Source organism: Demequina iriomotensis (assembly GCF_000971395.1).
In the GTDB taxonomy this organism is placed as follows: Bacteria; Actinomycetota; Actinomycetes; order Actinomycetales; family Demequinaceae; genus Demequina; species Demequina iriomotensis.
Window position 1 is genome coordinate 1 of sequence record NZ_BBME01000010.1, and the last position, 23,942, is coordinate 23,942.

The 23,942-nt window shown below is 72.4% G+C and carries 27 protein-coding genes; 10 read left to right on the forward strand and 17 right to left on the reverse strand.

Annotated elements, in window-relative coordinates; genetic code table 11:
• The 3 genes from AOM09_RS03490 to AOM09_RS03500 all read right to left on the reverse strand — a co-directional run.
• Positions 1-187, reverse strand: a 187-nt coding sequence (locus AOM09_RS03490; RefSeq protein WP_156162213.1) for a hypothetical protein, incomplete at its 3' end; no start/stop codon positions are given.
• A 296-nt stretch (positions 188-483) separates the two neighbouring features.
• Positions 484-1,311 (reverse strand): hypothetical protein, encoded by an 828-nt coding sequence (locus AOM09_RS03495; RefSeq protein ID WP_062384474.1) that lies wholly within the window; start codon positions 1,309-1,311, stop codon positions 484-486.
• Positions 1,312-1,320: 9 nt separating this feature from the next.
• Positions 1,321-1,830, reverse strand: coding sequence for an O-acetyl-ADP-ribose deacetylase (locus AOM09_RS03500; protein WP_228375049.1), 510 nt, complete (start codon positions 1,828-1,830; stop codon positions 1,321-1,323).
• A 175-nt stretch (positions 1,831-2,005) separates the two neighbouring features.
• Here AOM09_RS03500 and zwf point away from each other — a divergent pair, with 175 nt between their 5' ends.
• The gene (gene zwf, locus AOM09_RS03505) at positions 2,006-3,448 is read left to right on the forward strand and encodes a glucose-6-phosphate dehydrogenase (RefSeq protein WP_062384477.1); all 1,443 of its coding nucleotides are present in this window, start codon (positions 2,006-2,008) and stop codon (positions 3,446-3,448) included.
• 1 nt (position 3,449) lies between these two features.
• A complete protein-coding gene (gnd, locus tag AOM09_RS03510) occupies positions 3,450-4,487 on the forward strand; it encodes a phosphogluconate dehydrogenase (NAD(+)-dependent, decarboxylating) (protein ID WP_062384479.1) in 1,038 nt (345 codons plus the stop codon).
• Between the two features lie 30 nt (positions 4,488-4,517).
• On the opposite strand, the gene AOM09_RS03515 is transcribed toward gnd, so the two are convergent.
• Positions 4,518-5,603, reverse strand: coding sequence for an Rv2578c family radical SAM protein (locus AOM09_RS03515; RefSeq protein ID WP_082098807.1), 1,086 nt, complete (start codon positions 5,601-5,603; stop codon positions 4,518-4,520).
• A 113-nt stretch (positions 5,604-5,716) separates the two neighbouring features.
• Here AOM09_RS03515 and AOM09_RS03520 point away from each other — a divergent pair, with 113 nt between their 5' ends.
• The 4 genes from AOM09_RS03520 to AOM09_RS03535 all read left to right on the forward strand — a co-directional run bounded on the left by AOM09_RS03520 (position 5,717) and on the right by AOM09_RS03535 (position 10,296).
• Entirely contained in the window at positions 5,717-7,102 is a 1,386-nt protein-coding gene (locus tag AOM09_RS03520; protein ID WP_156162214.1) for a hypothetical protein, read from the forward strand.
• Positions 7,103-7,279: 177 nt separating this feature from the next.
• Positions 7,280-9,184 carry a DUF4914 family protein gene (locus tag AOM09_RS03525; RefSeq protein ID WP_062384483.1) on the forward strand — a complete coding sequence of 635 codons (1,905 nt, stop codon included), beginning with the start codon at positions 7,280-7,282 and terminating at the stop codon, positions 9,182-9,184.
• A 40-nt stretch (positions 9,185-9,224) separates the two neighbouring features.
• Positions 9,225-9,635 (forward strand): VOC family protein, encoded by a 411-nt coding sequence (locus AOM09_RS03530; RefSeq protein ID WP_062384486.1) that lies wholly within the window; start codon positions 9,225-9,227, stop codon positions 9,633-9,635.
• 46 nt (positions 9,636-9,681) lie between these two features.
• Positions 9,682-10,296 carry a sugar O-acetyltransferase gene (locus AOM09_RS03535; protein WP_228375050.1) on the forward strand — a complete coding sequence of 205 codons (615 nt, stop codon included), beginning with the start codon at positions 9,682-9,684 and terminating at the stop codon, positions 10,294-10,296.
• 28 nt (positions 10,297-10,324) lie between these two features.
• Here AOM09_RS03535 and AOM09_RS03540 read toward each other — a convergent pair whose 3' ends face one another.
• Genes AOM09_RS03540 through AOM09_RS03550 form a run of 3 tightly spaced genes read right to left on the reverse strand, consistent with a single transcriptional unit; the run spans position 10,325 to position 13,003 of the window.
• On the reverse strand, positions 10,325-11,176 hold the full coding sequence (locus AOM09_RS03540; protein ID WP_156162215.1) for an alpha/beta hydrolase: 852 nt from the start codon (positions 11,174-11,176) through the stop codon (positions 10,325-10,327).
• Positions 11,177-11,235: 59 nt separating this feature from the next.
• Positions 11,236-12,153 carry a phosphotransferase gene (locus AOM09_RS03545; RefSeq protein ID WP_062384494.1) on the reverse strand — a complete coding sequence of 306 codons (918 nt, stop codon included), beginning with the start codon at positions 12,151-12,153 and terminating at the stop codon, positions 11,236-11,238.
• Positions 12,154-12,172: 19 nt separating this feature from the next.
• Positions 12,173-13,003 (reverse strand): phosphodiester glycosidase family protein, encoded by an 831-nt coding sequence (locus AOM09_RS03550; protein WP_062384497.1) that lies wholly within the window; start codon positions 13,001-13,003, stop codon positions 12,173-12,175.
• Between the two features lie 92 nt (positions 13,004-13,095).
• Between AOM09_RS03550 and AOM09_RS03555 the strand changes: the two genes are divergently transcribed.
• Entirely contained in the window at positions 13,096-13,995 is a 900-nt protein-coding gene (locus AOM09_RS03555) for an NAD(P)-dependent oxidoreductase (protein ID WP_062384500.1), read from the forward strand.
• Between the two features lie 7 nt (positions 13,996-14,002).
• On the opposite strand, the gene AOM09_RS03560 is transcribed toward AOM09_RS03555, so the two are convergent.
• The 4 genes from AOM09_RS03560 to AOM09_RS03575 form a co-directional block, all read right to left on the reverse strand.
• On the reverse strand, positions 14,003-14,554 hold the full coding sequence (locus tag AOM09_RS03560) for a hypothetical protein (protein WP_062384502.1): 552 nt from the start codon (positions 14,552-14,554) through the stop codon (positions 14,003-14,005).
• Between the two features lie 103 nt (positions 14,555-14,657).
• Complete coding sequence (locus tag AOM09_RS03565; protein ID WP_062384505.1) at positions 14,658-15,413, reverse strand: amino acid ABC transporter ATP-binding protein; 756 nt, start codon at positions 15,411-15,413, stop codon at positions 14,658-14,660.
• A gap of 5 nt (positions 15,414-15,418) precedes the next feature.
• Positions 15,419-16,384: an amino acid ABC transporter permease gene (locus AOM09_RS03570; protein WP_062384508.1), complete on the reverse strand. Its 966-nt coding sequence runs from the start codon at positions 16,382-16,384 to the stop codon at positions 15,419-15,421.
• An 11-nt stretch (positions 16,385-16,395) separates the two neighbouring features.
• Positions 16,396-17,322, reverse strand: a complete 927-nt coding sequence (locus AOM09_RS03575) for an ABC transporter substrate-binding protein (RefSeq protein ID WP_062384511.1) — start codon at positions 17,320-17,322, stop codon at positions 16,396-16,398.
• A gap of 252 nt (positions 17,323-17,574) precedes the next feature.
• Between AOM09_RS03575 and AOM09_RS03580 the strand changes: the two genes are divergently transcribed.
• Entirely contained in the window at positions 17,575-18,603 is a 1,029-nt protein-coding gene (locus AOM09_RS03580) for a transglutaminase domain-containing protein (protein ID WP_062384514.1), read from the forward strand.
• Positions 18,604-18,631: 28 nt separating this feature from the next.
• Here the strand turns inward: AOM09_RS03580 and AOM09_RS15125 are convergent, their stop codons facing one another.
• Together AOM09_RS15125 and AOM09_RS03585 are read right to left on the reverse strand one after the other, a co-directional pair.
• Positions 18,632-18,775, reverse strand: coding sequence for a methionine/alanine import family NSS transporter small subunit (locus AOM09_RS15125; protein WP_156162216.1), 144 nt, complete (start codon positions 18,773-18,775; stop codon positions 18,632-18,634).
• Positions 18,772-20,397: a sodium-dependent transporter gene (locus AOM09_RS03585; RefSeq protein WP_082098809.1), complete on the reverse strand. Its 1,626-nt coding sequence runs from the start codon at positions 20,395-20,397 to the stop codon at positions 18,772-18,774. Before AOM09_RS03585 ends, AOM09_RS15125 begins: the two co-directional genes overlap by 4 nt.
• Positions 20,398-20,530: 133 nt before the next feature.
• Here AOM09_RS03585 and AOM09_RS03590 point away from each other — a divergent pair, with 133 nt between their 5' ends.
• Positions 20,531-20,962: a nucleotidyltransferase family protein gene (locus AOM09_RS03590; RefSeq protein WP_062384518.1), complete on the forward strand. Its 432-nt coding sequence runs from the start codon at positions 20,531-20,533 to the stop codon at positions 20,960-20,962.
• A complete protein-coding gene (locus AOM09_RS03595) occupies positions 20,959-21,300 on the forward strand; it encodes a HepT-like ribonuclease domain-containing protein (RefSeq protein ID WP_062384520.1) in 342 nt (113 codons plus the stop codon). Before AOM09_RS03590 ends, AOM09_RS03595 begins: the two co-directional genes overlap by 4 nt.
• 38 nt (positions 21,301-21,338) lie before the next feature.
• Here the strand turns inward: AOM09_RS03595 and AOM09_RS03600 are convergent, their stop codons facing one another.
• From AOM09_RS03600 to AOM09_RS03615, 4 genes are read right to left on the reverse strand one after another with little or no spacing between them, the layout of a single operon-like run.
• Positions 21,339-22,127: a metallophosphoesterase family protein gene (locus tag AOM09_RS03600; RefSeq protein ID WP_062384522.1), complete on the reverse strand. Its 789-nt coding sequence runs from the start codon at positions 22,125-22,127 to the stop codon at positions 21,339-21,341.
• Between the two features lies 1 nt (position 22,128).
• Positions 22,129-22,968 (reverse strand): metallophosphoesterase family protein, encoded by an 840-nt coding sequence (locus tag AOM09_RS03605; RefSeq protein WP_062384524.1) that lies wholly within the window; start codon positions 22,966-22,968, stop codon positions 22,129-22,131.
• Positions 22,965-23,384: a hypothetical protein gene (locus tag AOM09_RS03610; protein WP_062384526.1), complete on the reverse strand. Its 420-nt coding sequence runs from the start codon at positions 23,382-23,384 to the stop codon at positions 22,965-22,967. Before AOM09_RS03610 ends, AOM09_RS03605 begins: the two co-directional genes overlap by 4 nt.
• Entirely contained in the window at positions 23,381-23,932 is a 552-nt protein-coding gene (locus tag AOM09_RS03615; protein ID WP_228375064.1) for an HAD domain-containing protein, read from the reverse strand. Before AOM09_RS03615 ends, AOM09_RS03610 begins: the two co-directional genes overlap by 4 nt.
• Between the last annotated feature and the right edge of the window lie 10 nt (positions 23,933-23,942).

Sequence of the window (23,942 nt, forward strand, 5' to 3'; positions counted from 1 at the left end):
CGGCGTCCGTTCGCCGCGCCACCTCCGCAGCGATCCGGGCCTGCGGGACCGCAGCCAGCCGTGCATACGTGCAGGCCAGCTCCTGGACCCGTGCCAGCTCGACCTCGGACAGCTGCGACAGGTCACGCTCCTCGAACGGTACGAGTGCACGCCGGGCCGCATCGGCCGAGGCGGTGGAGAAGCTCATGAGACCAGTCAAACACCACCCACCGACAGTCAGCCCCGACCATCCCCCCAGGTAGATGTGGAAAACTCAACCCAGCCCGGGCCTGTGGACCACACCCCGCTCACTGGCGGTTGAGGAGGCGCAGAGGAGTCCGCGCGGCCCGCGACCGCCAACGCCCCACGCCGCGCACCGAGCCCCCGAAAACGACCACCAGCGCCCCATTCGGGGAAGCGAGGCTGGCCGGGCGAGGGCAGGCCGGGCGAGGGCAGGCCGGGCGAGGGCAGCAACCGCGTGACGTCGACGACCGCTCGGCACCGTCACCACCAGGGGTCGAGCTCGTCGCTCCCGTGCATCTCGACCGCCTCGAGACCGGGGAGCGCGAGCACCTCGTCGATCAGCGCGCGCGGTCCCGCGATGAACGTCGAGTCGAGGTCGACCTCTGTCGAGACGAGCCAGGCGCGATCGCGCGGCCAGATCAGCTGCGGCATCGGCTCGCGCCACGGCCCGCGCCACCCGAGCCCGAGGGCGAAGCCCCAATCAGGATCGGCGAGCTCGTCGAGCGCGCACCCGAGGCGCAGGTAGGACCGCCCCGGCAGCTCGAGGCAGTCGCCGGCGCGGATGGCGCCGCTGACCTCCGGGGAGAGCCCCCGGCGGCCCGCGAGGACCGCCCCCGTGCCATCGAGGACCAACGTCGCCACTGCATCGGCGCCACCGTCGAGACCCGCCCAGCCCACCCACACCCCCAGCACCGCATCGTCCGGCGTCGCCGTCGCGCGCGACAGCGCCGGGAGCAGGCGCGCAAGCCGCTCGGGGTCGAGCCATCCCAGGGGCGGGCGGTCGATCTCCCAGCCGTCGTCCCAGCGCGCGCCGCCGATGCCCACCACGTCCTCGGCCGTCCGCGCGAACGGCGAAAGCGAGCTGCCGAGCGCTCCCGCCGCCTCCGCCCATGTCCACTCGCGCTCCTCGACCACGCGCGGGATCATGCCCTCGCCGCGATCGGTCCAGTCGAGCCGCCGGCCCTGGAGCGGATGGAGCAGCCGCGCATACGCGTCGAAACCGGTCCCCGCGACGCCCTGCAAACCGGGTGCCGCGAACACGCGCCCGTGCAACCACTCGCCGGCGTCCGAGCCGCGCAGCACCCTCATGGACGCACCCTAGCGGGAGAGGATTCCCCGGTAGAGCGCCAGGTTCTCGTCGTCGACCACGCAGAACGTGACCTCCTCGACCGACGGTGCGGAGGCGAGCGCCCGCCCCACCGCCCTCACCGCGACCTCGGCCGCGAGCGCCTTCGGATAGCCGTAGATCCCCGTCGAGATGCAGGGGAACGCCACGCTCCGGCAGCCGTGCTCATGCGCGAGCGCGATCGCCGCCTGGTAGGCCGATGCGAGGGCCAGCTGCTCTCCCCTGTCGCCCCCGTGCCATACCGGGCCGACGGCGTGGATGACATGGCGCGCCGGCAGCGCGTAGGCACCCGTGATCTTCGCCGAGCCCGTCGCGCAGCCATGGAGCGTCTCGCACTCGTCCTGGAGCCCTGGCCCGGCGGCACGGTGGATGGCGCCGTCGACCCCGCCACCGCCCAGCAACGACTCGTTGGCCGCGTTGACGATCGCGTCGACGCTCATCGTCGTGATGTCGGCGCGACGGACCGACACCACGGCCGTCACCGCGGACCCCCGACCGCCCGCGCGTGCTCCCCCATGCCCATCGTGTCTCCCTTGCCCCCCGGCGTGCCCCCTGCACGCCCACCCTAGATCCGCGAGCCCGCGTGCGCCTGCGGAACAAGGGCGACCTGTGCGAGGTTGGTCCAGGAGGGACATCCGCACCAGGCAAGGAGCACCGATGGCCGACCGGCCCGCAGCATCCACCCAGCACAGAGCCGACATCCTCGTCTTCTTCGGCGCCACCGGCGACCTCGCGCGCAAGCTCATCTTCCCGGCGCTGTACGGCATGGTCGCGCACGGCGAGCTCGATGCGCCGGTGGTCGGCGTCGCCTTCTCCCGCTGGACGCTCGAGGACCTCAAGGAGCGCGCCCGAGAGTCCGTCGCGGCGGCCATCCCGGAGCACGATCCGGCGGTCCTCGACGCGCTGCTCGGGCTCCTCCGCTACGTGGACGGCGACTATCGCGAGCCCGCCACGTTCGAGGCGCTCAAGGAGGCGGTCGGCGACGCCCGGCGGCCGGTCCACTATCTGGCGATCCCGCCCGTGATGTTCGGCACCGTGATCCAGGGCCTGGCGCGGGCCGGGCTCCACACGGATGCGCGCGTGGTGGTCGAGAAGCCGTTCGGCCGCGATCTCGCGAGCGCTCAGGAGCTCGACGCGGAGATCCGGGGCGCCTTCCCCGAGGAGGCGGTGTTCCGCATCGACCACTTCCTGGGCAAGGACGAGATCATGAACCTCCTGTACTTCCGGTTCGCGAACTCGTTCCTCGAGCCCGTGTGGAACCGCGATCACATCGCGAGCGTCCAGATCACCATCGCGGAGGACTTCGGCGTCCAGGGCCGCGGCGCGTTCTACGACACGGCGGGCGCCCTACGCGATGTGCTCGAGAACCACATGCTGCAGATCGTCGCCCTGCTCGCGATGGAGCCGCCCGCCTATCAGGGGTACGGCGCGGTCCACGAGGCGAAGGCCAACGTGTTCCGCGCGATCCGCCCGCTCACCAGGAACGACATCGTGCGCGGGCAGTTCGACGGCTACCGCGACGAGCCCGGCGTGGCGCGCGGCTCCGACGTCGAGACGTACGCGGCGGCGCGGCTGCACATCGACTCGTGGCGGTGGGCCGGCGTGCCCTGGTACCTGCGCACGGGCAAGCACCTGCCGGTGACCGCGCATGAGGTGGTGGTCGAGTTCAAGAAGCCGCCGCAGGCGCTGTTCGACGACGCGATGATGGCGCAGCACCCCAACCACCTCCGGTTCCGGCTGCAGCCCGACGGCGAGATCGCCCTCGGCGCCCGCGTGAAGACCCCCGGCGAGGAGTTCGTCGGCGAGCAGCGCGAGCTGGTGGTGAGCACCGGCGGCGCCGGCTCGCGCCACCCGTACGAGCGCCTGCTCGCCGATGCCATGGAGGGTGACCGCGCGCTGTTCACCGCCGAGGAGACCGTCGAGGCGGCCTGGCGCGCGGTCGATGCGGTGCTGACGGACCACGCCCCCGCCATCCGTTACGCGCCTGGCACATGGGGCCCGACGGAGGCGGACACCCTCATCGGGGCCGACGGCCCCTGGCACGACCCGGTCCTCCAGGACGATGCACGGCGCGGCTCCGCGCACAGGACGGGGAAGTGACATGCAGCTGGGCATGATCGGCCTCGGCAGGATGGGAGCCGGCCTGACCCGGCGGCTCCTGCGGGACGGCCACACGGTCGCGGTCCACGACGTCAGCGCGGAGGCGATCGAAGCGCTCGCCGCCGACGGCGCCGTGGCCGTCCACGAGCTCGCCGGCTTCGTCGAGGCGCTCGAGGCGCCGCGCGCCGTCTGGGTGATGGTGCCGGCGGGCGAGGTGACGCAGCGCGTCGTCGAGGCGCTCTCGCACGTCCTCGAGCCAGGCGACACCGTCATCGACGGCGGCAACAGCTACTACCGCGACGACATCGCGCACGCGGCGCTCCTCGCCGCACGCGGCATCGGGCTGGTCGACGTGGGCACCTCGGGAGGCGTGCACGGGCTCGCGCGGGGCTTCTGCCTCATGATCGGCGGCGAGGAGGAGACCGTGACCCGCCTGTCGCCCTTGTGGCGGTCCATCGCGCCCGGCGTCGACGCCGCGGAGCGCACCCCCGGCATCGCGACCGAGGGCGTGCCGGGACTCCTCGAGCCGGGTGAGGAGGGGTGGCTCCGCTGCGGGCCTACCGGCGCCGGTCACTTCGTGAAGATGGTCCACAACGGCATCGAGTACGGCCTCATGGCGGCCTACGCCGAGGGGCTCAACGTGCTCAAGAACGCGAACATCGGCGCGCAGGCACGCGAGGCCGATGCGGAGACCGCTCCCCTCGCCCAGCCCGAGTACTACCGCTACGACATCGACACCGCCGCGGTCGCCGAGGTATGGCGACGCGGCTCGGTGATCGGCTCGTGGCTGCTCGACCTCACGGCGGAGGCGCTGCGCGCCGACCCCGACCTGGCCTCGTTCTCCGGCCACGTGTCCGACTCGGGCGAGGGCCGGTGGACCTCGATCGCGGCCATCGACGAGGGCGTGCCGACCCCCGTCCTCACCACCGCGCTGTACTCGCGGTTCGCCTCGCGCGATCTCGACGACTACGCCCAGCGCACCCTCTCGGCCATGCGGAAGGGATTCGGCGGTCACGAGGAGAAGCCCACGGGCGAGTGACCGTGCCCTTCTTGCAGGACGCCACCGACGTCAGAAGAGCACGATCGCGTCGGCGGCGCCCTCGATCGGGGCGGCTTCGCGGCCCGCGGAGGTGCGCCGCCACTCCCCTTGATCGTCGCGGGCGTTCGCGCGTGACGCGACCGTGCCCGTGTTCGGGTCCTCGGGCGTGCGCGCGAGACCATGCGCGGCGATCAGCGGTTTCACGCGGGCGGCCAGCCACCGCCGGTACTCCTTCGGCGCGTAGGCGCCGTCGCCGTAGAGCTCCCGGTAGCGGTCGACCAGGTCGGGACGATGCACGTGGAGCCATCGCGCGTACCACTCCTTGACGCCGGGGCGCAGGTGCAGCGCGGTGTACGTCACCGATGCCGCCCCCGCGGCCTTGATGCGCCCGAGCGCGGAATTCAGGTGCTCCTCGGAGTCGGTGAGGAACGGCAGGATCGGCATCATGAAGACGGCCACGTCGAAGCCGGCCTCGGCGGCGGCGGACACGGTCGCGAGCCGTGCCTGCGTGGTGGGCGTGCCGGGCTCCATCGCCTGCTGAAGATCGTCGTCCGCGATCGCGATCGACAACGCGAGGTCCACCGGCGCGGACGCACGGGCGGCGGCGAGCACCGGGAGGTCCCGGCGCAGCAGCGAGCCCTTGGTGAGGACGGACATGGGGGTGCCCGAGTCCGCGAGCGCTCGGATGATCCCCGGCATCAACCGGTAGCGACCCTCGGCCCGCTGGTACGGGTCGGTGTTGGTGCCGAGCGCCACGTGCTCCCGCTGCCAGGACGCCGTGGCCAGGTCCTTCCGCAGCGCCTCGGCGACGTTGATCTTGACGATGATCTGGCGATCGAAGTCCACCCCCGCGTCGAGCTCGAGGTACCGGTGCGACGGCCTCGCGAAGCAGTACACGCACGCATGCGTACAGCCCCGGTACGGGTTGACGGTCCACGTGAACGGCACCGCGCTGCCGGGACCGACCCGGTTGAGCGCGCTCTTCGCGAGCACCTCGTGGAACGTCACGCCCGCGAACTCGGGCGTGGTGACCGTCCGCACCAGGTTCGACATCCTCGCGAGCGCCGGCAGCGCATCGTCCGTCTCCGCGCGCAGCGCCTGGCCGTCCCATCTCACCCCGCCATTCGAACATGTGTTCGAACGGCGGTCAAGCGCCCACGCCGGACCGCGTCCCGTAGGCTCGACACCAGGGGCGACGCCCCGCGCAGCACGCGCCCCGAGGAGGAGCCATGGCAGGGATGACGAAGGCGCAGCTCGAGGCGCGCCTGGCCGAGCTCGAGGCGGAGAACGATCGGCTCCAGGAGGCCCTTGAGGCCAACGTGCGGCTCCGCGAGACGCACGCCGCCGACGGCGCACCCGCACCGGCACCCGTCGCCCCGCGCGCCTCGCGCGGACGCGCCTTCCTCGCGGTGGTGCTCATCGTGCTCGGCACGCTGGTCGCGCCGCTCGCGACGGTCAGCGCGTACGCCGCGCGGATGGTGGGCGACACCGGCGTCTTCGTCGCCACGCTCGCGCCGCTCGCCGACGACCCCGAGGTTCAGGCCTTCGTGGTGGACGAGGCGACCGCGGCGATCGACCAGGCGCTCGACACCGACGCCCTGGTCGCGGACCTGCTCGCGAGCGTCATCGACGAGGGCGCCACCCCCCGGCTCGCCGACGCCGCCGACACGCTCGGGCCGCTGCTCGCGGACCAGGCTCGCGTCGCGATCCGCAGCGCGCTCACCCAGGTGGTCGCGACCGAGGCCTTCTCCACCGTCTGGGAGCAGGCGCTCGGGCTCGCCCACGGCCAGGTGGTCGGCGTTCTTGAGGCCGATGCGCAGGGCGCCGTGACCATCGACGACACCGGCGTGGTCGCGCTGCAGCTCGAGCCGATCATCGCCGAGCTCAGGCCCGCCCTGGTCGACGCGGGCTTCACGCTCGCCGACTCGATCCCCGACGTCGACGTCAGCATCACCCTCGCCGAGGTCCCGCAGGTCGCGCAGGCGCGGCTCGGCTACTCGATCCTCTCGACCGTCGGCGCGGTGCTGCCGTGGATCGCGCTCGCGCTCATCGCGGCGGGCATCCTGCTCCACCCGCGCCGCCCGCGCGCGAGCATCGTCGCGGGGACGCTGCTGCTGGTGGTCGGCGCGATCCTCGCGCTCGTCGTGGGCACCGCCGGCGGCATCGTCGCCACCGCGCTCGCCACGGAGGTCCCGACCGCGACCACCGCCGCGATCTACGGCGCCCTCACCGCCGAGCCGGGAGCGGTGCTGATCGCCTACATCGTGGCGGGAGCCGTCGCGATCCTCGTGGGCCTCGCGCTCGGAGGCTCGTCGGCCGCGGTCGCAGCCCGGGGTCGCGGCGGCTCCTACGCGTCGCGCGGCGCCGCGGCGCTCGACGCGCGCGGCTGGCGACCCGCGGCGATCTCGGGCGCGTTGCAGCGACGCGGCTGGCTGCTGTGGCCGTGGCTCGCGCTCGTGTTCCTGCTGCTGTTCGCGCTCCTGCGGCCCTTCACCCCGCTCGGCGTCGCGGTCGGCGCGCTCATCCTGGCGCTCGCAGGCGCGCTCTACGCCGTGCTGCGCACGGACGCGCCCGCGCCGGCGCCCGAACCCACGCCGGAGCCCCCCGCGATCTGACGGCGCGCCCGGAGACCCGAGCACCGCATCGTCCCAGGTCCCGCCCTCCCAGCGCGTGACCATGCCGTGACCCGTGACCTACGTCCCTTTTACCTTTCCTTTTGGATCGGCAGACTCGCCGGAACGGGCGGACGATGGAGGCTGCCGCCTGCGTCCGCAAGCCGAAGGAGCCGAGCGATGCACACCCTCACCCAGCTTGACCGCCTTTCCCTCGCGCCCGAGGTGCGCGCCGCCCTCGAGGCCGCACCCTCGGTGACCATCCCCGCCACGCGCGAGGAGCTGTACGCCCTCGCGCTCGGCCCCGCCGGCGGCCCGACGTTCTGGGTCGACTACGACGTCGACGGCGAGGTCGTCACGGAGGCCACCGTCACGCGCTGCCGCAACGGCATCGCGGTCAACTACCCCGAGGACTACATGCGCCGCCGGGACCCGCAGTGCATGGTCATCGCCGATGACCGCCCGACGGACAAGACGCGCTTCGCGGACCGGTTCGGCCACGGCTTCGACGGCACGCGCGCCGACACCTTCGCGTGGCTCGCTCACCAGGACCTCGTGGTGGTGCCGTTCAAGGCCGGCGGCCTCACCCACGGCTCGCCGTCGATCGCGATCATGCCCGTCAACGCGGCGTTCTTCGCGACCGCGCTGGTGGACCTGCAGGGCTGGACGACGTTCGAGGAGCTCGGGGAGTTCTCGCCGCGCTCGATCCTGTACGTCGCTCCCCCGTTCCGCCACACCCACTTCGACGGCAAGCAGGTGGTGGTCCACGACCGCTCGGAGACCCTCCATGAGATCTTCGCGTACAACCTCTACCCCGGGCCGAGCGCCAAGAAGGGCGTGTTCTCGGTCCTGCTCGACATCGGCGAGCAGGAGGGCTGGATCACCGCGCACGCCTCCGCGGTGCGCGTCACCACCCCGTACGACAACGAGACCGTGATCATGCACGAGGGCGCCTCGGGCGGCGGCAAGTCCGAGATGTGCCAGGACCTGCGCCGCGAGGACGACGGCCGCATCCTGCTGGGCGAGAACGTGGTCACCGGCGAGGAGTACCTCATCACGCTGTCCGAGTCGTGCGACCTCGCCCCCGTCACCGACGACATGACGTTGTGCCACCCGGCCGTCCAGGACGGCTCGGGGAAGATGGTGGTCGCCGATGCCGAGGACGGCTGGTTCGTCCGCGTCGACAACCTCAAGGCCTACGGCGCCGACGTCCACTTCGAGCGCGCGGTCATCCACCCCGACGCCCCGCTCGTCTTCTTCAGCCTCGACGGGGTGCCGGACGCGACGGTGCTGCCCTGGGAGCACACGCTCGACTCGACCGGCAAGCCGTGCCCCAACCCCCGCGTGGTGATCCCGCGCTCGATGATCCACGGCATCGTCCACCAGCCCGAGCCGGTCGACGTCCGCACCTTCGGGGCCCGCATGCCCGCGTGCACGGCCGACAACCCCACCTACGGGATCATGGGGCTCACCCACTTCGTGCCGCCGGCCATCGCGTGGCTGTGGCGGCTCATCGCGCCGCGCGGCGACAAGAACCCGTCGATCGGCGAGGCGGCCGATGCGGTGAAGAAGCTCGAGCACGGCGGCATGGTGTCCGAGGGCGTCGGCTCCTACTGGCCGTTCTCCACGGGCACCCAGGTGGAGGCGGCGAACCTGCTGCTGAAGCAGATCCTCGAGTTCCACCGCACGCGCTACGTGCTGACACCCAACCAGCACATCGGCGCCTACAAGGTGGGCTTCTCGGCCGAGTGGCTCACGCGCGAGTGGCTCGCCCGCAAGGGCGGCGGCCGCATGCGGGCGGACCAGCTCGAGCCCGCCCGCTGCGCGCTGTTCGGGTACGCGCCCAAGGAGATCACGCTCGACGGCCAGCCGATCCGCCGCACCCTCCTGCGTCCGGAGACGCAGTCGCAGGTGGGGCTCGCGGCGTACGACGCGGGCTGCGCGATCCTCACCGGGTTCTTCAGGTCCGAGCTGCAGAAGTTCCTCACGGACGACCTGGACCCGCTGGGCCGGCAGATCATCGAGACGTGCCTGCGCGACGGCACCGTCGAGGACTACGAGGCGCTCACCCCGATGTACCTCTGAACGGTTGACGGTCATGCCGCCGCGGACGGATCGTGGCGGCATGACCGGGACCCTTCAGCTCCGCCTCGTCCTCCACGCCGAGGACCTCGACGGCGCGCTCGCGCTCTTCCGCGACGCGCTCGGCATGCCACCCGAGCTCGACCTCACCACCCCCACCGCGGACGGCGACGCCCGCGTCGTCGTCCTCGACGCGGGCCGGGCGACGCTCGAGCTGGTCAACACCGCGCAGCGCGCGCTCATCGACACCCTCGAGGTCGGTCGCCCGGTCGCGCGCGAGGTCCGCGTGGCGCTCGAGGTGGACGATGCGGCGGTCGCCACCGCCGCCGCGGTCGCGGCGGGCGCGGCGCAGGTGGCGCCGCCGACGGCGACCCCGTGGGGCTCGCTCAACGCGCGCCTCGAGACGCCTCTCGGGATCCAGCTCACGTTGTTCACGCAGGTCGATCCCGAGTAGACCGAGGTCCCGCGCGCCGCGCGCGCCGCGGCCCTAGGTTGGGTGCGTGACCAACCCCGAGCGCATGAAGGCCGCGATGGCGGAGATCCCCGTCGAGGACCCCACCCGCACCGAGCACCAGAAGCTCAGCGACGACGAGTGGTTCAAGTACCGCGCGGGCCCGGAGCTCGCCGCGATGCAGCGGGCGACGCTCGCGCGCCTCCGCGAGCTCAACGCCGGCTACTACGAGGACCCGGAGGGTTCGACGGCCGGCCTCGCGGCGCTCGTGGGCGAGTGCGGCGACGGCCTCGACTTCCGGCCGCCGATCTACCTCGAGTACAAGGAGCGCGTGCGCTTCGGCCGCGACGTGTTCATCAACGCGAACCTCATGATCCTGGGCTCGGGCATCGTCACCATCGGCGACCACGCGCTCATCGGCCCCGACGCGCGCTTCTACACGGTCAACCACGCCTTCGACGTCGACATCCGCCGCGAGGGCTGGGAGCGCGCCTTCCCGATCACGCTCGAGGCGGACGTGTGGCTGGGCGGCTCCGTGGTGATCTGCCCGGGCGTGACCATCGGCCGCGGCTCCGTGGTCGCGGCGGGTTCGGTGGTCACCAAGGATGTGCCGCCGATGAGCGTGGTGGCGGGCAACCCCGCGCGCGTGATCCGCACCCTGTGACCGAGCGCCCGCGCGCCATGCTCGGCGTCTAGCCGCGGTGGCGGTCGAGGTACTCGACCACGCGGTCGGCGACCTCGGGCCAGCCCTGATCCAGGGTGAGCGTATGGCCGCGGTCGACGAACTCGACGAAGTCCGTGGGGCACGGGTTGCGGCTCTGGATGCGGAACGTGTCCGACGCCGCCACGGGCGGCACCAGGCGATCCTTGCCCGCGGCGATGACGAGCATCGGGCCGCGGTCGACGGTGACCGTGTCGACCCCGGCGGGGGCGCGCGCCTCCCGTCGCTGGGAGGCGACCTCGAACGCGACCCGACCGGGCCCCGCCACGTGATGCGCCTCCCACAGCGCACGCGCCTCGTCGGGCGGGATCGCGTTGGCCCACGCGAAACGGAACTCGGGGTACGTGAGCCGCACCGTGGTGTCGCGGTTGGCGCGGTCGCGCAGCACGGGTGACGCCGACATGAGGACCACGTCGGGCACGCGTGGCGCGCCGCGCATCGGCGCCGGCGTGATCGCCACCGTGGCCCGAGCCTCGCCCTTGCCGGCGACCTGCTGGGCCGTGAGCCCGCCGATGCCGTGGCCGACCAGGAACGGCGCCTCGCGCAGGGCCTCCACCACGGTACGTGTGTGCTCGAGGATCTCGGCGAGCCCCACCCCGGCCATCGCCGTCGGGTGCGCGGCGGACCTCTCGGCCGAGGCGGGCTCGCGGGGCCACGCCACCGCGACCGACGCCAGGCCATGCTCGGCGAGTCGCGCGCGCCAGGGCTCCCACGAGCCGGCGAGGGTCCAGATCTCATGCAGCAGCACGACGGCGGGGCCGCCCGCCGCGTTCGCGGCGTCGACCTGCTCCCGCTCGCGCGGCGTCATCCCGTGAGCAGTCATCTCCTTCCGACCCTAGGACGGCACCCGTGCGGCCGCTCGGCGAGAGAGGCGGCTCGCGCTCACGCCCCCGCGAGCGCGAGCCGCTGCGCGCCGTCGTCGAGGATGCGGGCCGTCACCGCGTCCGGGCCGCCCTTGAGGTGCTCGAAGGCCGCGTTGTAGCAGGCGAGCCACACCGAGGTCGCCCAGGCGACCTCGCGCTCCGCGGCGCTCAGGTCCCGCCCGGCGGCGGCCTCGTAGGCGGCAAGGACCCGCGCGCCCGTCGGGATGTCGGCGGCCGCGGGTGCGCCCGGCCCCGCGACGTGGTCGAGCGCGAGCGTGCCGAGGAGCACCGCCTCGGGCCGCGCCACGATCGAGTCCCAGTCGTGCACGATGGCCCGCTCCCCCGCCCAGCGGACGTTGAGCGCGTTGAGGTCGGCGTGCCCGAGCACCGGCGGCAGGCCGCACGCGAGGATGCGCGACCGGGCGCGTGCCGCCATCGAGGCGAGCGCGGGCGGCAGCTCCGCCTCGATCCGATGCGGGTCCCACCGGTCCGATCCGGGCGGGGGCCACACGCGCCGCGGATCGTCGTGGTCGTAGTGGAGCCACGGCGTCGGCTCGAGCCCGTCCGCCGGCACGTCCGCGAGCGCGGCGACGATGCGCGCGAGCAGCACCGCGTAGGCCGTCGGCGCGTCGCCGTGCGGGGCGAGCGCCCCCTCCGGACGCCATGCCTCCGCGGTAAGCCACGCATCGTCCCCGAGCGCGTCGGGACCGGCCAGCAGGGCCGGCGCGTCGATGCCCGCCGCCACCGCGGCGCGGTGGGCGCGTGCCACGATCGTGAGCCGCGCGCCGCCGTCCCTGCGCTTGACCGCGACGCGGCGACCGTCGGCGAGGCGCACCCCCCGCACGTCCGACATCGAGGACGCCTCGAAGAACACCTCGACGGGCGCGGAGCCCAGGCGCGACTCGAGCCACGCGCGGGCGGCAGGGTCGAGCCTCATGGCTCGACGCTAGCCCGCCTCAGCGCGGGTAGGCGGCGATCACCCCGGCGTAGGGCCCCAGGTAGGAGGTGGGCTTGGCGGCGCCGGCCACCCACAGCTGCGAGATCTGCCCGTCGAGGTAGAGCGCGTCCTCGACTCCCAGCTCGTCGCGGAACATCGTCGCGAAGTCCCACAGGTTGACGTAGTTCCTGGTGATGACCAGGTACACCGTGGCGCCGTCCGGGCTCACCCCCACGCCGGTGCGCAGCGCCGTGTTGGTGCTTCCCTCGGCGAACTCGGGGTGGATCTCGCCGTCAAGCAAGAGCGCGGGGCCGGACTGCGTGGCCTGCGCGACGCCCACGGGATCGTAGAGGGTCGAGTCGACCACCGCGGCGGTGCCGTCGTCGCGGATCTCGAACACCGCGTTTGGCTTGAGGTGGAAGTTGCCGTAGCCGTCCGCGAGGTTGAGAGCGCGCAGCTCCTCGCCGTCCGCGACCAGGAGCCCGCCCGGCGTGAGGTCGTCCGAGAAGATCCCGGCGTTGGTGAGGGCCGCGATGCCGGGGTGCGCGTCGATGTACTCCGCGAGATCGGTGCCGTCCTCGTCCTGGGGCCAGTCGACCCGCACGTCCCACTGCGCGAGGTCGAGCGTGACCACGCCGTAGGACCCGTGCTCTCCCAGGTCGACTACCTCGGTCGGGACCGCGACGGCGTCGGGGTCGGGCGCGGACGATGCGGCGCTCGGGCTGGGCGAGGGGGTCGCCGCGCTCGGCTCGGCGATCGCGACCGTCGGAGAGCCCGACGGCTCGCCGCCGAGGAGCGAGCAGCCGGCGAGGGACAGCGCCGCGACGGCAGCGAGGAAGGCGGTGCGCACGCCCCGAGGCTACGCGAGGGAAGGCTCGAGACGGCTCAACCGTTGAGCAATCGGAGCGATCCGCCTCCCCCATCCAGACCCGAGGAGCCCGCATGTCCGACAACCCCGCCGCCGCACCCCGTCCGCTCGCGATCGCGGTCCTGGGCACGGGGATCATGGGCGCGGCGATGGCGCGCAACCTGGTCCGCGCCGGCCATGGGGTGCGCGTGTGGAACCGCACGCACGCGACCGCGGCGGCGCTCGCCGCGGACGGAGCGACCGTCGCGACCACGCCGTCGGAGGCGGTGCACGAGTCCGACGCGGTGGTGACGATGCTCCACGACGGCCCCGTGGTGCTCGAGGTCATGCGCCACGCGGCCCCGGGGCTGCGTCCCGGCACGCTGTGGATCCAGGCGTCGACCGTGGGGCTCGAGGTGCTCCCCGAGGTGGCCGGGCTCGCCGCGGAGCTGGGCCTCGTCCTCGTCGACGCGCCCGTGCTCGGGACCCGCAAGCCCGCCGAGGCGGGCCGCCTCACGGTTCTCGCGGCCGGGCCCGCGCAGGTGCGCGACACCGCGATGACGGTCTTCGACGCGATCGCGACGCGCACCGTGTGGACGGGGGACGATGCGGCGGCGGGCACGGCGCAGCGGCTCAAGCTGGTGGCGAACAGCTGGGTGCTCGCTGTCAACAACGCCGCTGGGGAGACCCTCGCGCTCGCCGACGGGCTCGGCGTCGACCCTCACGCGTTCCTCGACCTGATCGAGAGCGGCCCGCTCGACCTCGGATACCTGCGTGCGAAGGCGGCGCTGATCCTCGAGGACCGCCTCGAGGAGGCGAGCTTCGGCGCCGCCACCGCCGCGAAGGACGCCGCGCTCATCACGGACGCCGCGCGCGACGCGGGCGTCCGCGTCGACGCGCTGGACGGCGCGCGCGAGCGCCTCGACCGCATCGTCCACGCCGGTCACGGCGCCGAGGACATGGCGGCCGCGGTGCGCGCGTCCCGCCTGGCCTGAGCCCGGCTCAGGAGGCCGGCGCCGGGCACTCGACGCGGACGGTCCACCCCGCGCCGTCGCGCGTGCCGGTGACGGCGCACGCGACGTCGGCGCCCGCCGCATCGACGCCGTCCACGAGCTGCGGGCCGTCGAGGTTGACCACCACCGAGGCGGGGTTCGACACCGTCACGCCGGTCTGCGCGAGCACGTCCGCGGCCAGGCCCGCCGCGACGCGGTCGAGCTCGTCCTCCTGGACGGCGATCGCCGCCTCGTACTCGGCCTGCGCGGCGTCGCTCACGTGCCCGCTCACCAGCAGCATCACGCCGCCCCCGCCGACCAGCACGAGCGCCACGACGTACGCGATCCCGAGACCGCGGCCGCGCGGTCGCCTCGCGATCGCACCCGCGAGCGAGAACGCGACGGCGCCCACGAGCACCACCAGCCCCACCGCGACCAGCCCGAGACCCGCGAACCCCTCGACGAAGCCGGGACCGCCGAACGCTCCGGGCGCGTCGGGCACCACCGCCTCGAGCGCGGGCACGGGGATGTCGACGGCCGTCGTCGGGACGGTTGAACGCATGGGCGCCGCCTCTCAGGTGCGAAGACCTGGACGGTAGCGCGCCGCCGCCGCGCGGCATCAGCCCCCACTTCTGGGGTCTGTCAGGGACGATGCCTGCGCCTGGTCAGAGCACGTGCGCGAGGAACTCCCGGGTGCGCTCGTGGGCGGGCGCATCGATGACCTGCGAGGCCGGCCCCTCCTCCACGACGACGCCCTCGTCCATGAACACCACGTGGTCGGCGACCTCGCGGGCGAAGCCGATCTCGTGGGTCACCACCACCATGGTCATGCCGCCGGCCGCGAGGTCCTTCATCACCGCGAGGACCTCCCCGACCAGCTCGGGGTCGAGCGCCGAGGTCGGCTCGTCGAAGAGCATGATCTCGGGGTCCATCGCGAGCGCGCGGGCGATCGCGACGCGCTGCTGCTGCCCGCCCGACAGCTGCGCCGGGTAGTGGCCCATGCGGTCGGACAGCCCCACGCGCTCGAGCAGCTCGGTGGCCTTGGAACGCGCCTCCGCCTTCGGGCGACGCAGCACCTGCACCTGCGCCTCGACCACGTTCTCGAGCGCCGTCATGTGCGGGAACAGGTGGAAGCGCTGGAACACCATGCCGATGCGCGCACGCTGCCGCGCGATCGCCTTGGGGTGGAGGCGGTGGAGCGCGCCGGAGGAGTCCTTGCGGTAGCCGAGCAGCTCGCCGTCGATGCGGACGGACCCGCCCGTGAGCACCTCGAGCTCGTTGAGGCAGCGCAGCAGCGTGGACTTGCCGGACCCGGACGGCCCGAGCACCACGCACACCTCGCCGGCAGCGACCGTGAGGTCCACGCCCTTGAGGACGTGCAGGTCGCCGAACATCTTGTGCGCCGCGCGCACGTCGACCATCGGGGTCACGGGGTCACCTCCAGGAAGGGGGCGTCCTTGGCGGTGCCGGACGCCTTGATCGCCGCCTGGCGTCCCAGGCGCGGCTTGCGAGGCCCGCGGCCGCTCGGCTTCGACTCCCCCGTGCCGCGGCCGTAGTACCGCTCGAGGTAGTGCTGCCCGACCATGAGGACGGACGTGATGAGCAGGTACCAGAACGCGCTCACGATGAGCAGCGGGATGGGCTCGAAGATGCGGTTGCCGATCGCGTTGGTCGCGAAGGTGAGGTCGAGCGTGAACGGCACCGCGGAGACGAGCGAGGTGGTCTTGAGCATCGAGATGGTCTCGTTGCCGGTGGGCGGGACGATGACGCGCATGGCCTGCGGGATGACGATGCGCCGCAGGATGGTCGACTCCTTCATGCCGAGCGCCCGCGCGGCCTCCTCCTGGCCCTTGTCGACGGAGCCGAGGCCGGCGCGGACGATCTCCGCGAGGTACGCGGCCTCGTTGAGTCCCAGCCCCAGCAACGCCGCCCAGAATGCCGTGATGACGGCCTGGGTCTCGAAGGTGACGAACTCGGGCCCGAACGGGATGCCGATGCTCAGCGTCGGGTAGAGCACCGAGATGAGGCCCCAGAACACCAGCTGGGTCCAGATCGGGGTGCCGCGGAACAGCCAGATGTAGAACCACGCCACCGAGCGCAGCACCGGGTTGTCGGAGCGGCGCATGATCGCGAGGAGCACCGCGAGCACGATGCCGATGAGCATCGAGCCCACCGTGAGGATGAGCGTCCAGCCGACGCCTCTGATGACCGTGACGTCGCGCAGGTAAAGCCCCACGGTGTCCCACGCGAACTTGGGGTTGGTCACCAGCGAGTGCACCGCCATCGCGGCGAGCACCAGCACGATCGCCGCCGCGATCCAGCGGCCGGGGCGCGGCACGGGGCGCGCATGGATGCGGTTGGGTACCGGGTCGGTGGACGATGCGGCGCTCATGGGGTCTCCCGTCAGGACGCGGGGTTGACCTCGGCCGTGGTGAGCATGCCGTCGGCGGCGCCCCACGCGTCGAGGATGCTCTTCAGCGTGCCATCGTCCATGAGGCCCTGCAGGGCGAGCGCGATCGCGTCGGTCACCTCGGAGCCCTGGGCGGTGACGATGCCCTGCGACGCGGTCGCGAAGGCGTCGCCCAGCTGCTCGAGCTGGCCGCCGGTCTGGGTGACCGCGTAGCCGATGATCGGCGAGTCGGCGAAGAGCACGTCCGCCTTGCCGCCGACGACGTTGGTGGCGGCGTCCGCCTGCGAGTCGTAGTTGAGGATCTCGAGGGCGTCCTTGCCCGCGTCCTCGCAGTCCGCCGCCATCTGGGTCGCCTCGTCCTGCTGGACGGTGCCGGTCTGCAGGGCGACGGTCGCGCCGCACAGGTCGGCGGCGTCGATGCCAGCGGGGTTGCCCGCGGCGACCGCGTACGCCTCGCCCACGGACAGGTAGGAGGTCATGTCGGCGACCTCGACGCGCTCCGGCGTGATGGTGAAGGAGCTGATGCCCGCGTCGAACTTGGTGCCGATCGACGGGATGATCGAGTCGAACGCGGCGGACTGCACCTCGGCCTCGAGGCCGAGCGCGGCGGCGATCGCCTCGGAGATGTCGACGTCGTAGCCGATCGGGGTCTGGCCGTCGACGTCGAGGTACTCGGCGGGCGCGTAGGTGGTCTCCATGCCGACGCGGAGCGTGCCGCGGTCCACGACGTCCTGCGGCAGCAGCGCGACGGCGTCCTCGTTGACGGCGACCGTGGCGGCGTCGAAGCCCTCGACGGCCGCGGCGGTGGCGGCGTCGGTGCTCGTGCCCGTGCTGGAGCCGGTCTCCTGCGAGGCGTAGGTGCAGCCGGTGAGGGCGAGGGCGGTGGTCGCCGCGATCGCGACGAGGGCAGGCGTACGCATGGGAGTGCTCCTTCGAGGGTGTGAGGGCGCATCGGCCTCCGGGGACCCGCGAGGTGATACCTGTCGGTCGCTCACGGAAGGCGATGCATCGCTATGCATCATTATGCATGAGGATGAATGGGACCGCGGACACTCGGGGCGAAAGGGGCGTCTACGTGGGGTGATATGCGTCACCCCGGCGCCTCGGCCACCGCCGCGCTGGTAGGTTCACGCGTGGGCGCGGCGAGGGACGCGGCCGCTCGAGGGGGCACGATGGTCGTCACACCGGAGCGCGATCCCGCGCCGCCGCAGGGGTGGTCGGCCGCGGATGCCCACGCGCGCGTGAACGCGGCCTACGCGCGCTCGCGCCGGGCGGCGCGCCGGCGGCGTATCGCATGGACCGGCACGCTCGTGGTGCTCGTGACGTTCCTCGGCGTGAGCGTCGCGGGCCAGCTCGGCATCCTCCCCGAGTCGGCGAACCTCGCGGCGCGAGCCGCCGCGGCGATGACCCCGTCGGGTAGGCCCGAGTCCGCCCACGTCGCGTACCCGGTGAACGGCTCGACCGACCTCGTGCGCCACCTCGCAGCCGGGATGGTCGCGCAGGACGGAACGATCGACGTCACCTACTGGGCGCGTGCCGACGGCGACGATGCGGTCGAGGACGCGATGCGCGAGGCCCTCAGCCAGAACCCGTACGTCTTCGTCCAGGGCTGGACGACGGCGAGGAGCCTCGCGCGCGTCACCGTCCAGCCGGGCTACGTGTACGACGATGCGGAGGCGGACCGCAGGCGCGTCGCCACCGCGACCGCGGTGCAGCACGCGATCGCGGTGTCGGGCGCGGCCACCGCCACCACCGAGGCGAGGCAGGTCACGGCGATCCACGACTACCTCGCCTCCTCCGCGTCCTACGACAAGGCGGCCTTCGAGGCGATCACACGCGGCGAGGTGGACTCTGCCCTGGTCGCGCGGTCCCAGGAGGCGTACGGGATCCTGGTCGACGGCACCGCGGTGTGCACCGGCTACGCGCAGGCGTTCCTCGCCATGGCGCACGCCGTGGGGCTCGAGGCGGTCGAGGTCACCGGCTCGGACTCCGCCGGGCTCACCGGCGGCGACCACGCGTGGAACAAGGTGCGCGTCGACGGGCGGTGGATGCTGGTCGACGTCACGTGGGACGACATCGACGGGCCGCGCCGCCCGCGCCACGACTACCTGCTCATCGAGGACGGCGATCCGCTGCTCTCGACCCGCACCACGGACGACGAGTGGATGGTGGACGCCCACCTGGGCGGCTACGCGTCGTGAGCCGCGCGCGCCGGTGCGGCGCGCATCATCAATCCGGGACCCGCGTGTCCTCGCCGCCCGCGGGCATGTGGTCGTTCTCGGGGCGGCGGGCGACGTAGACGATCGACGCGGCGAGCCCGCCCCAGATGAGCACGATGGACACGAGCATCAGCGTCAGCGCGTCGCCGGTCATGGCTCCCCCTTCGGGTCGTAGTCCTCGGTATGGCGCTCCCCCACCTCCGCGGGCAGCGCGAGCTGCTCGCGCGTGGGCCACGCGTGGAAGCGCGCGATATCGCGGCGCCATCGCAGGAGCGGCATGAGCAGCGCGACCGCGAGCAGGAAGGCCGCCGTTCCCCATCCGAACACGGCGAGGTACCAGCCGGGATAGCCGCCGTAGCCGTCGCGGATGAGGCTCACGGCCTTCTCGGCGAACATGTAGATGAGCAGCACGGCGACGGCGTTGACCAGCCAGATCCAGTAGCGGCCCGGGCGCATGGTCGACACCGCCGCGAGGTGGCGCTCGAGCTCGTGACCGCGGCGGCCGAACCACAGGGCCGCGGCGATCATGGTGATGGCGCCCGCGACGATGCCAAGCTGATTGGACCACTGGTCCACGGTGTCGAGGAGGTACAGGCCCGTGGTGGTGCCGAAGCCGATGATCGACAGCACCGCCGAGACGAGCCCGACCGCCACCGCTGAGCCGCGCGGGTGCAGGCCGAATTTGTCCTGGAGCGCGGCGGAGATCACCTGGAGCACGGACACCAGCGACGTCATGCCCGCGAGCACCAGGGACCCGAAGAACAGGGCACCGAAGAAGGCCCCGCCCGGCATCTCCGCGATCACGGCGGGGAAGGTGACGAAGGACAGGAAGGGCCCGGCGAGGTTGTCGAGCCCGGCCACCGTGGTGCCCTGCTCGTGGGCGAGGAAGCCGAGCGTCGCGAAGACCCCGATGCCGGCGAGCAGCTCGAAGGAGCTGTTGCCGAACGCGACGACCATGCCCGGCGCGGTGATGTTGGACCGGCGGCGCCGGTAGGACGCGTACGTGATCATGATCCCGTAGGCGAGCGACAGCGAGAAGAAGATCTGCCCGTAGGCCGCGATCCACACCTGCGGGTCCGTGAGGGCGGCGAAGTCGGGGGTGAACAGCGCCGCGACGCCGTCCGCGGCGCCGTCGAGGAACAGCGCCCGCACCACGATCACCAGGAAGGTCGCCACCAGGACGGGGATGCCGATGACGTTGAGACGCTCGACTCCCTTGTGGATGCCGAGCGCGAGGATGACGATGGTCACCACCCACACCGCGGCGAGCGGGATCAGCACATGCGGCACGAAGCTGAGGCTCACGGTGCCCGCCTCGCCCAGCTGGAGGTAGTCGGCGGTGAAGAAGCCCGCCGGGTCGTCGGCGTAGGACAGGTCGAAGCTGAAGAAGAAGTAGCTCACCGCCCACGCGATGATCGCCGTGTAGTACAGCCCGATGACGAAGCAGATGGCGACGTGCAGCCAGCCCACGCCCTCGGCGTTCCTGTGGACCCGCTTCATCGCGAGCGGCGCCGAGCCCCGGAAGCGGTGGCCGATGGCGTTCTCGAGGAACAGGATCGGGATGCCCGCCGTGATCAGGGCCACGAGGTACGGGATCATGAACGCCCCGCCCCCGTGCTCGTAGGCCTGGCCCGGGAAGCGCCAGATGTTGCCCAGCCCCACGGCGGATCCGATCGCGGCGAGGATGAAGGCCGTCTGGCCGGACCAGTGCTCGCGCTTCTCGTGGGTGTGGGGTGCTGCTGCGCCGTCTGCGGGCTGTTCGGCGTGATCGGCCATGGCGATCCTCCCCTCCACCGCTCACGCTAAACCGGGCGCGCGCGTCGTGCCTGGTGAGCGGGGACGATGCGTGGGGTGCGCGGGCGCGCCGTGACTCTTCACCACGGTCACCATCTGGTGATAGCGTCGCGATATGCGGCGCGCGACCGTGACCCTGCCCGACGAGCTCGACCAGCGGCTCGTCGCGTTCGTCGCCGCCCAGCCTGGCCGCCCGACCTTCACGTCGGTGGTCGAGGCCGCGCTCGCGCAGTACCTCGCGTCGGGAACGGCGGACCGCTCGAGGATCGTCGACGTGCTCCGGCGACGCGAGGAGATCGTGGAGGCCGCCCGGACCCTGGGCGCGCTGCGCATCGGCGTGTTCGGGTCGGTGGCCCGGGCAGACGACGGCCCCGACTCCGACGTCGACTTCTGGATCGACAGCGCGCCTGGCACGACGCTGTTCCACCTGGCCGCCTTGCGCGGGCGCCTCGCGGAGCTCCTGGCGTGCGAGGTCGACCTGGTCACCCTGAGCAGCATCCCGCCCGAGGATCGCGACGCCGTCCTCGCGTCATCGGTTGTCCTGTGACCGCCGTGCCCGCGCGCGACGCGGAACGGCTTCGCCACGTGGTCGACGCGTGCGAACGCATCCACCGGTACGTGGGCGGGTCGCCGTCCGCGCTCGACGACCCTCGCACCTTCGACGCGGTGCTTCACTGCCTCACCGTCATCGGAGAGGCGCTCGCCCACGTGTCGGACGCCACCTACGCTCGCCTCGGCTCGCTGCCGCCAGGGACGCCGAAGGCGCAACGGAACATCATCGTCCACGAGTACTGGCGGGTCAGCCGCGAGGTGGTGTGGGCCACGGTCGACGACGCGGTCCCGCGGCTGCTCGATGATGCGCTGCAGGTGTTGAGCGAGCAGTAGGGGCGGCCCGCTCTCCGCCACGATGCCGCCTGCCGATCTCACATGGTGTCGAACGCGAGGTGCTCGACCTCGAGGGTCGCGGTGTCGAGCACGCCCAGGCCGCCGTGGGAGTACTCCGCTGCCAGCCCGAAGACGCGGGTGGCTCCCCCGCCATCCGGATGGCGCCACCCGTCACGCACGATGCGATGGTGGTGACCGTGCACCAGCACGGCGGGGCGGATCGCGTCGACGGCTCGCGTCAGCGCGGCGCGCACGTGGGCCGCGTACTCACGGTCGTGAGCCTTGAAGGGTGTGCGTCCTCCGAGCGCACGTTCGATCGACGGCACGGGTGCAGGCGCCTCGTGGGTCACCATGATCTCCGCGTGCCCGCCGGCGACGGCGCGCTCGATGTCCGCGTCAGAGATCGCCTCCTGCTCCCACCACAGCTTCCGCCTCCCCTGCCACTCGCCACGCTGGCGGCGCGCGTGCCTGTCGACGCTGCCCGCACCGCCGAGCCACACGACCGACCTTCCGCCGAGCTCGCTCCGGTGCCCGCGCGGCGCGAGCAGGATCCGGTCGCGGAACGGGATCCAGCCATCCGCACGGGGCTCGAGTGCGTCGATGTGGTCGTAGTCCTCGTGGTTGCCCGGAGCGACGAGCATCGTCATGCCATGCACGCGCAGCAGCTTGTTCGCCCGATCCCACTTCTCGATCTCGGTGCCTCCGTGAGCGACGCCCAGGTCGCCCACCTGGACCACCGTGGCGATCCCGCGTGCGCCGAACACCTCGATCGCATGGCGTGCCCACCTCGCGTTGCCGTGGATATCGCCGAGCAGCCCGACCTTCACGTCACCGGATCCACTCGTCGTGCGCGATCAGCCGCGCCTTGATCTCTCCCCAGGCCACGGGCTCGTCCCACACCTCGACGGCGAGGGTCTCCGTCTCAAGGGCTCCCATGGCACCGTTCTGTCCGTCGCAGGCGAGGGTGACGATGCGCGTCGCCCGACCGTCCTCGTAGGCGAGGTGCGCGTCGAGGTGCGCGTGATAGTGCCCGTGCAGCAGGAGCGACGGCTTCACGCCATGCACCGCCTGCGTGAACACATGCTTGACGTGCTCGGAGTACATGACGTCCTCGACGGCGCTGTAGGGACGCTTCTCCTCGAGCCGACGTTCGAGCGCGACCACGCCGTGCGGGCCCTCGTGGCTCACCATGATGTCGGCGTGACCGCCCGCGACGGTACGCGCGACGTCCTCCGCGTTGACGGCTTCCTGTGCCCACCATTCCTTGGTCGGCGCGATCCCGGAGGCCTCGCGCTCGAGACGGTGCGCCCGGTCGATGCTCGCCGCGCCCCCGAGCCACACGACGCTTCGATCACCCAGCGCGCTGCGGTGGCCACGGGGCGCCAGGCGGATGCGGTCTCGGAAGACGAGGAAGCCGTCATCGTCGACGGGCAGCCCGTCGATCTGGTCGTAGTCCTCGTGGTTGCCGGGTGCCGCAAGGATGCGCTGGCCGTGCGCGGCGAGGCGCTCGTCGATGGCGTCCCAGCCGCGGGCGGCGCGCTCGCCGGGCCACACGCCGAGGTCGCCCGTCTGCACGATCGTCTCGAGGCCGCGCTCGGCGAACCGGCCGAGGGCATAGGCGATCCAGTTGAAGTTCAGGTGGGTGTCACCCAGGATGCCGATCTTCACTCGCCCGCCTGCCCCGTGTACCGCGCCCGCTCGTGGTCATCGCACAGCGTCACCAGGTAGTAGGAGCTGGTGCGGAGCTTCCCGGACGCGCCACACTTCTCGCACGTCTCGAACGACTGCGCCTCCGCCGCCCGGATCAGCGCGTCGCAGCGTTCGGCCACGTGCCGGGAGGTCCCGTCCGGATACTCGCAGTAGTACCGCAGCCCACCGAACTTCTCCTTGACCTGGTTGATCTCGTACTCGCCGACGAGCGCGTAGAGCTCGGCGTCAAGGCGCGTGATGATCCCGTACCAGCCGGCGTCGCACCGAAGGGAGCGGCCCCAATGACGCGGGATGCGGCGCAGGATCGCGGCCAGACCCTCCGCATATTCGCCAGCGTCATCGGGGACCTTCACGTCGTCACCGTCCTTCATCATGCATGCCTCTCGTCGTCGTGCCACGCGTGCGCGGCGAAGAATGCCTCGATCCTGTCGAGGTCGTCGTTGGTGAGCCCCCACATGGGGTCGGTCTGCACGTTGAGGTGCGGCACGGGCGTCCGGAGGCGCGCGCGATCGAACCATCGGATCGCCACGTCATCCACCCACACGAAGGGCCGCGCCTCCTCGTCGTTGAGCCTCTCGACATGCGCCACCTTGGCGGCGCCGTGGGGATCGCGCTCGTACCCCGGGAAACCCTGGCCATCGGACTCCTTCCACGGGATGAAGCCGTCGTCGAGCGTGCGCAGCGCCGGACGTATCACGCCGGGTCCGTGCTCGCGCCACGTGGTGAGCCACAGCCACTCGAAGCCGTACGCGAGCCGCATCTGGTTGAGGCGCCGCACCACCTCCCACGAGTAGCGGACCCGGTACGCCATGCCGTCCGCGTGGAGCAGCTTCTGCTGCCAGTGATGCGGCACATTCGGGTTCTTCTTGTACGCGCCGCGCGACGCGTCGATGTTCAGCACCCCGTCGAAGTCGAGGAGCAGGAGCGCGCGC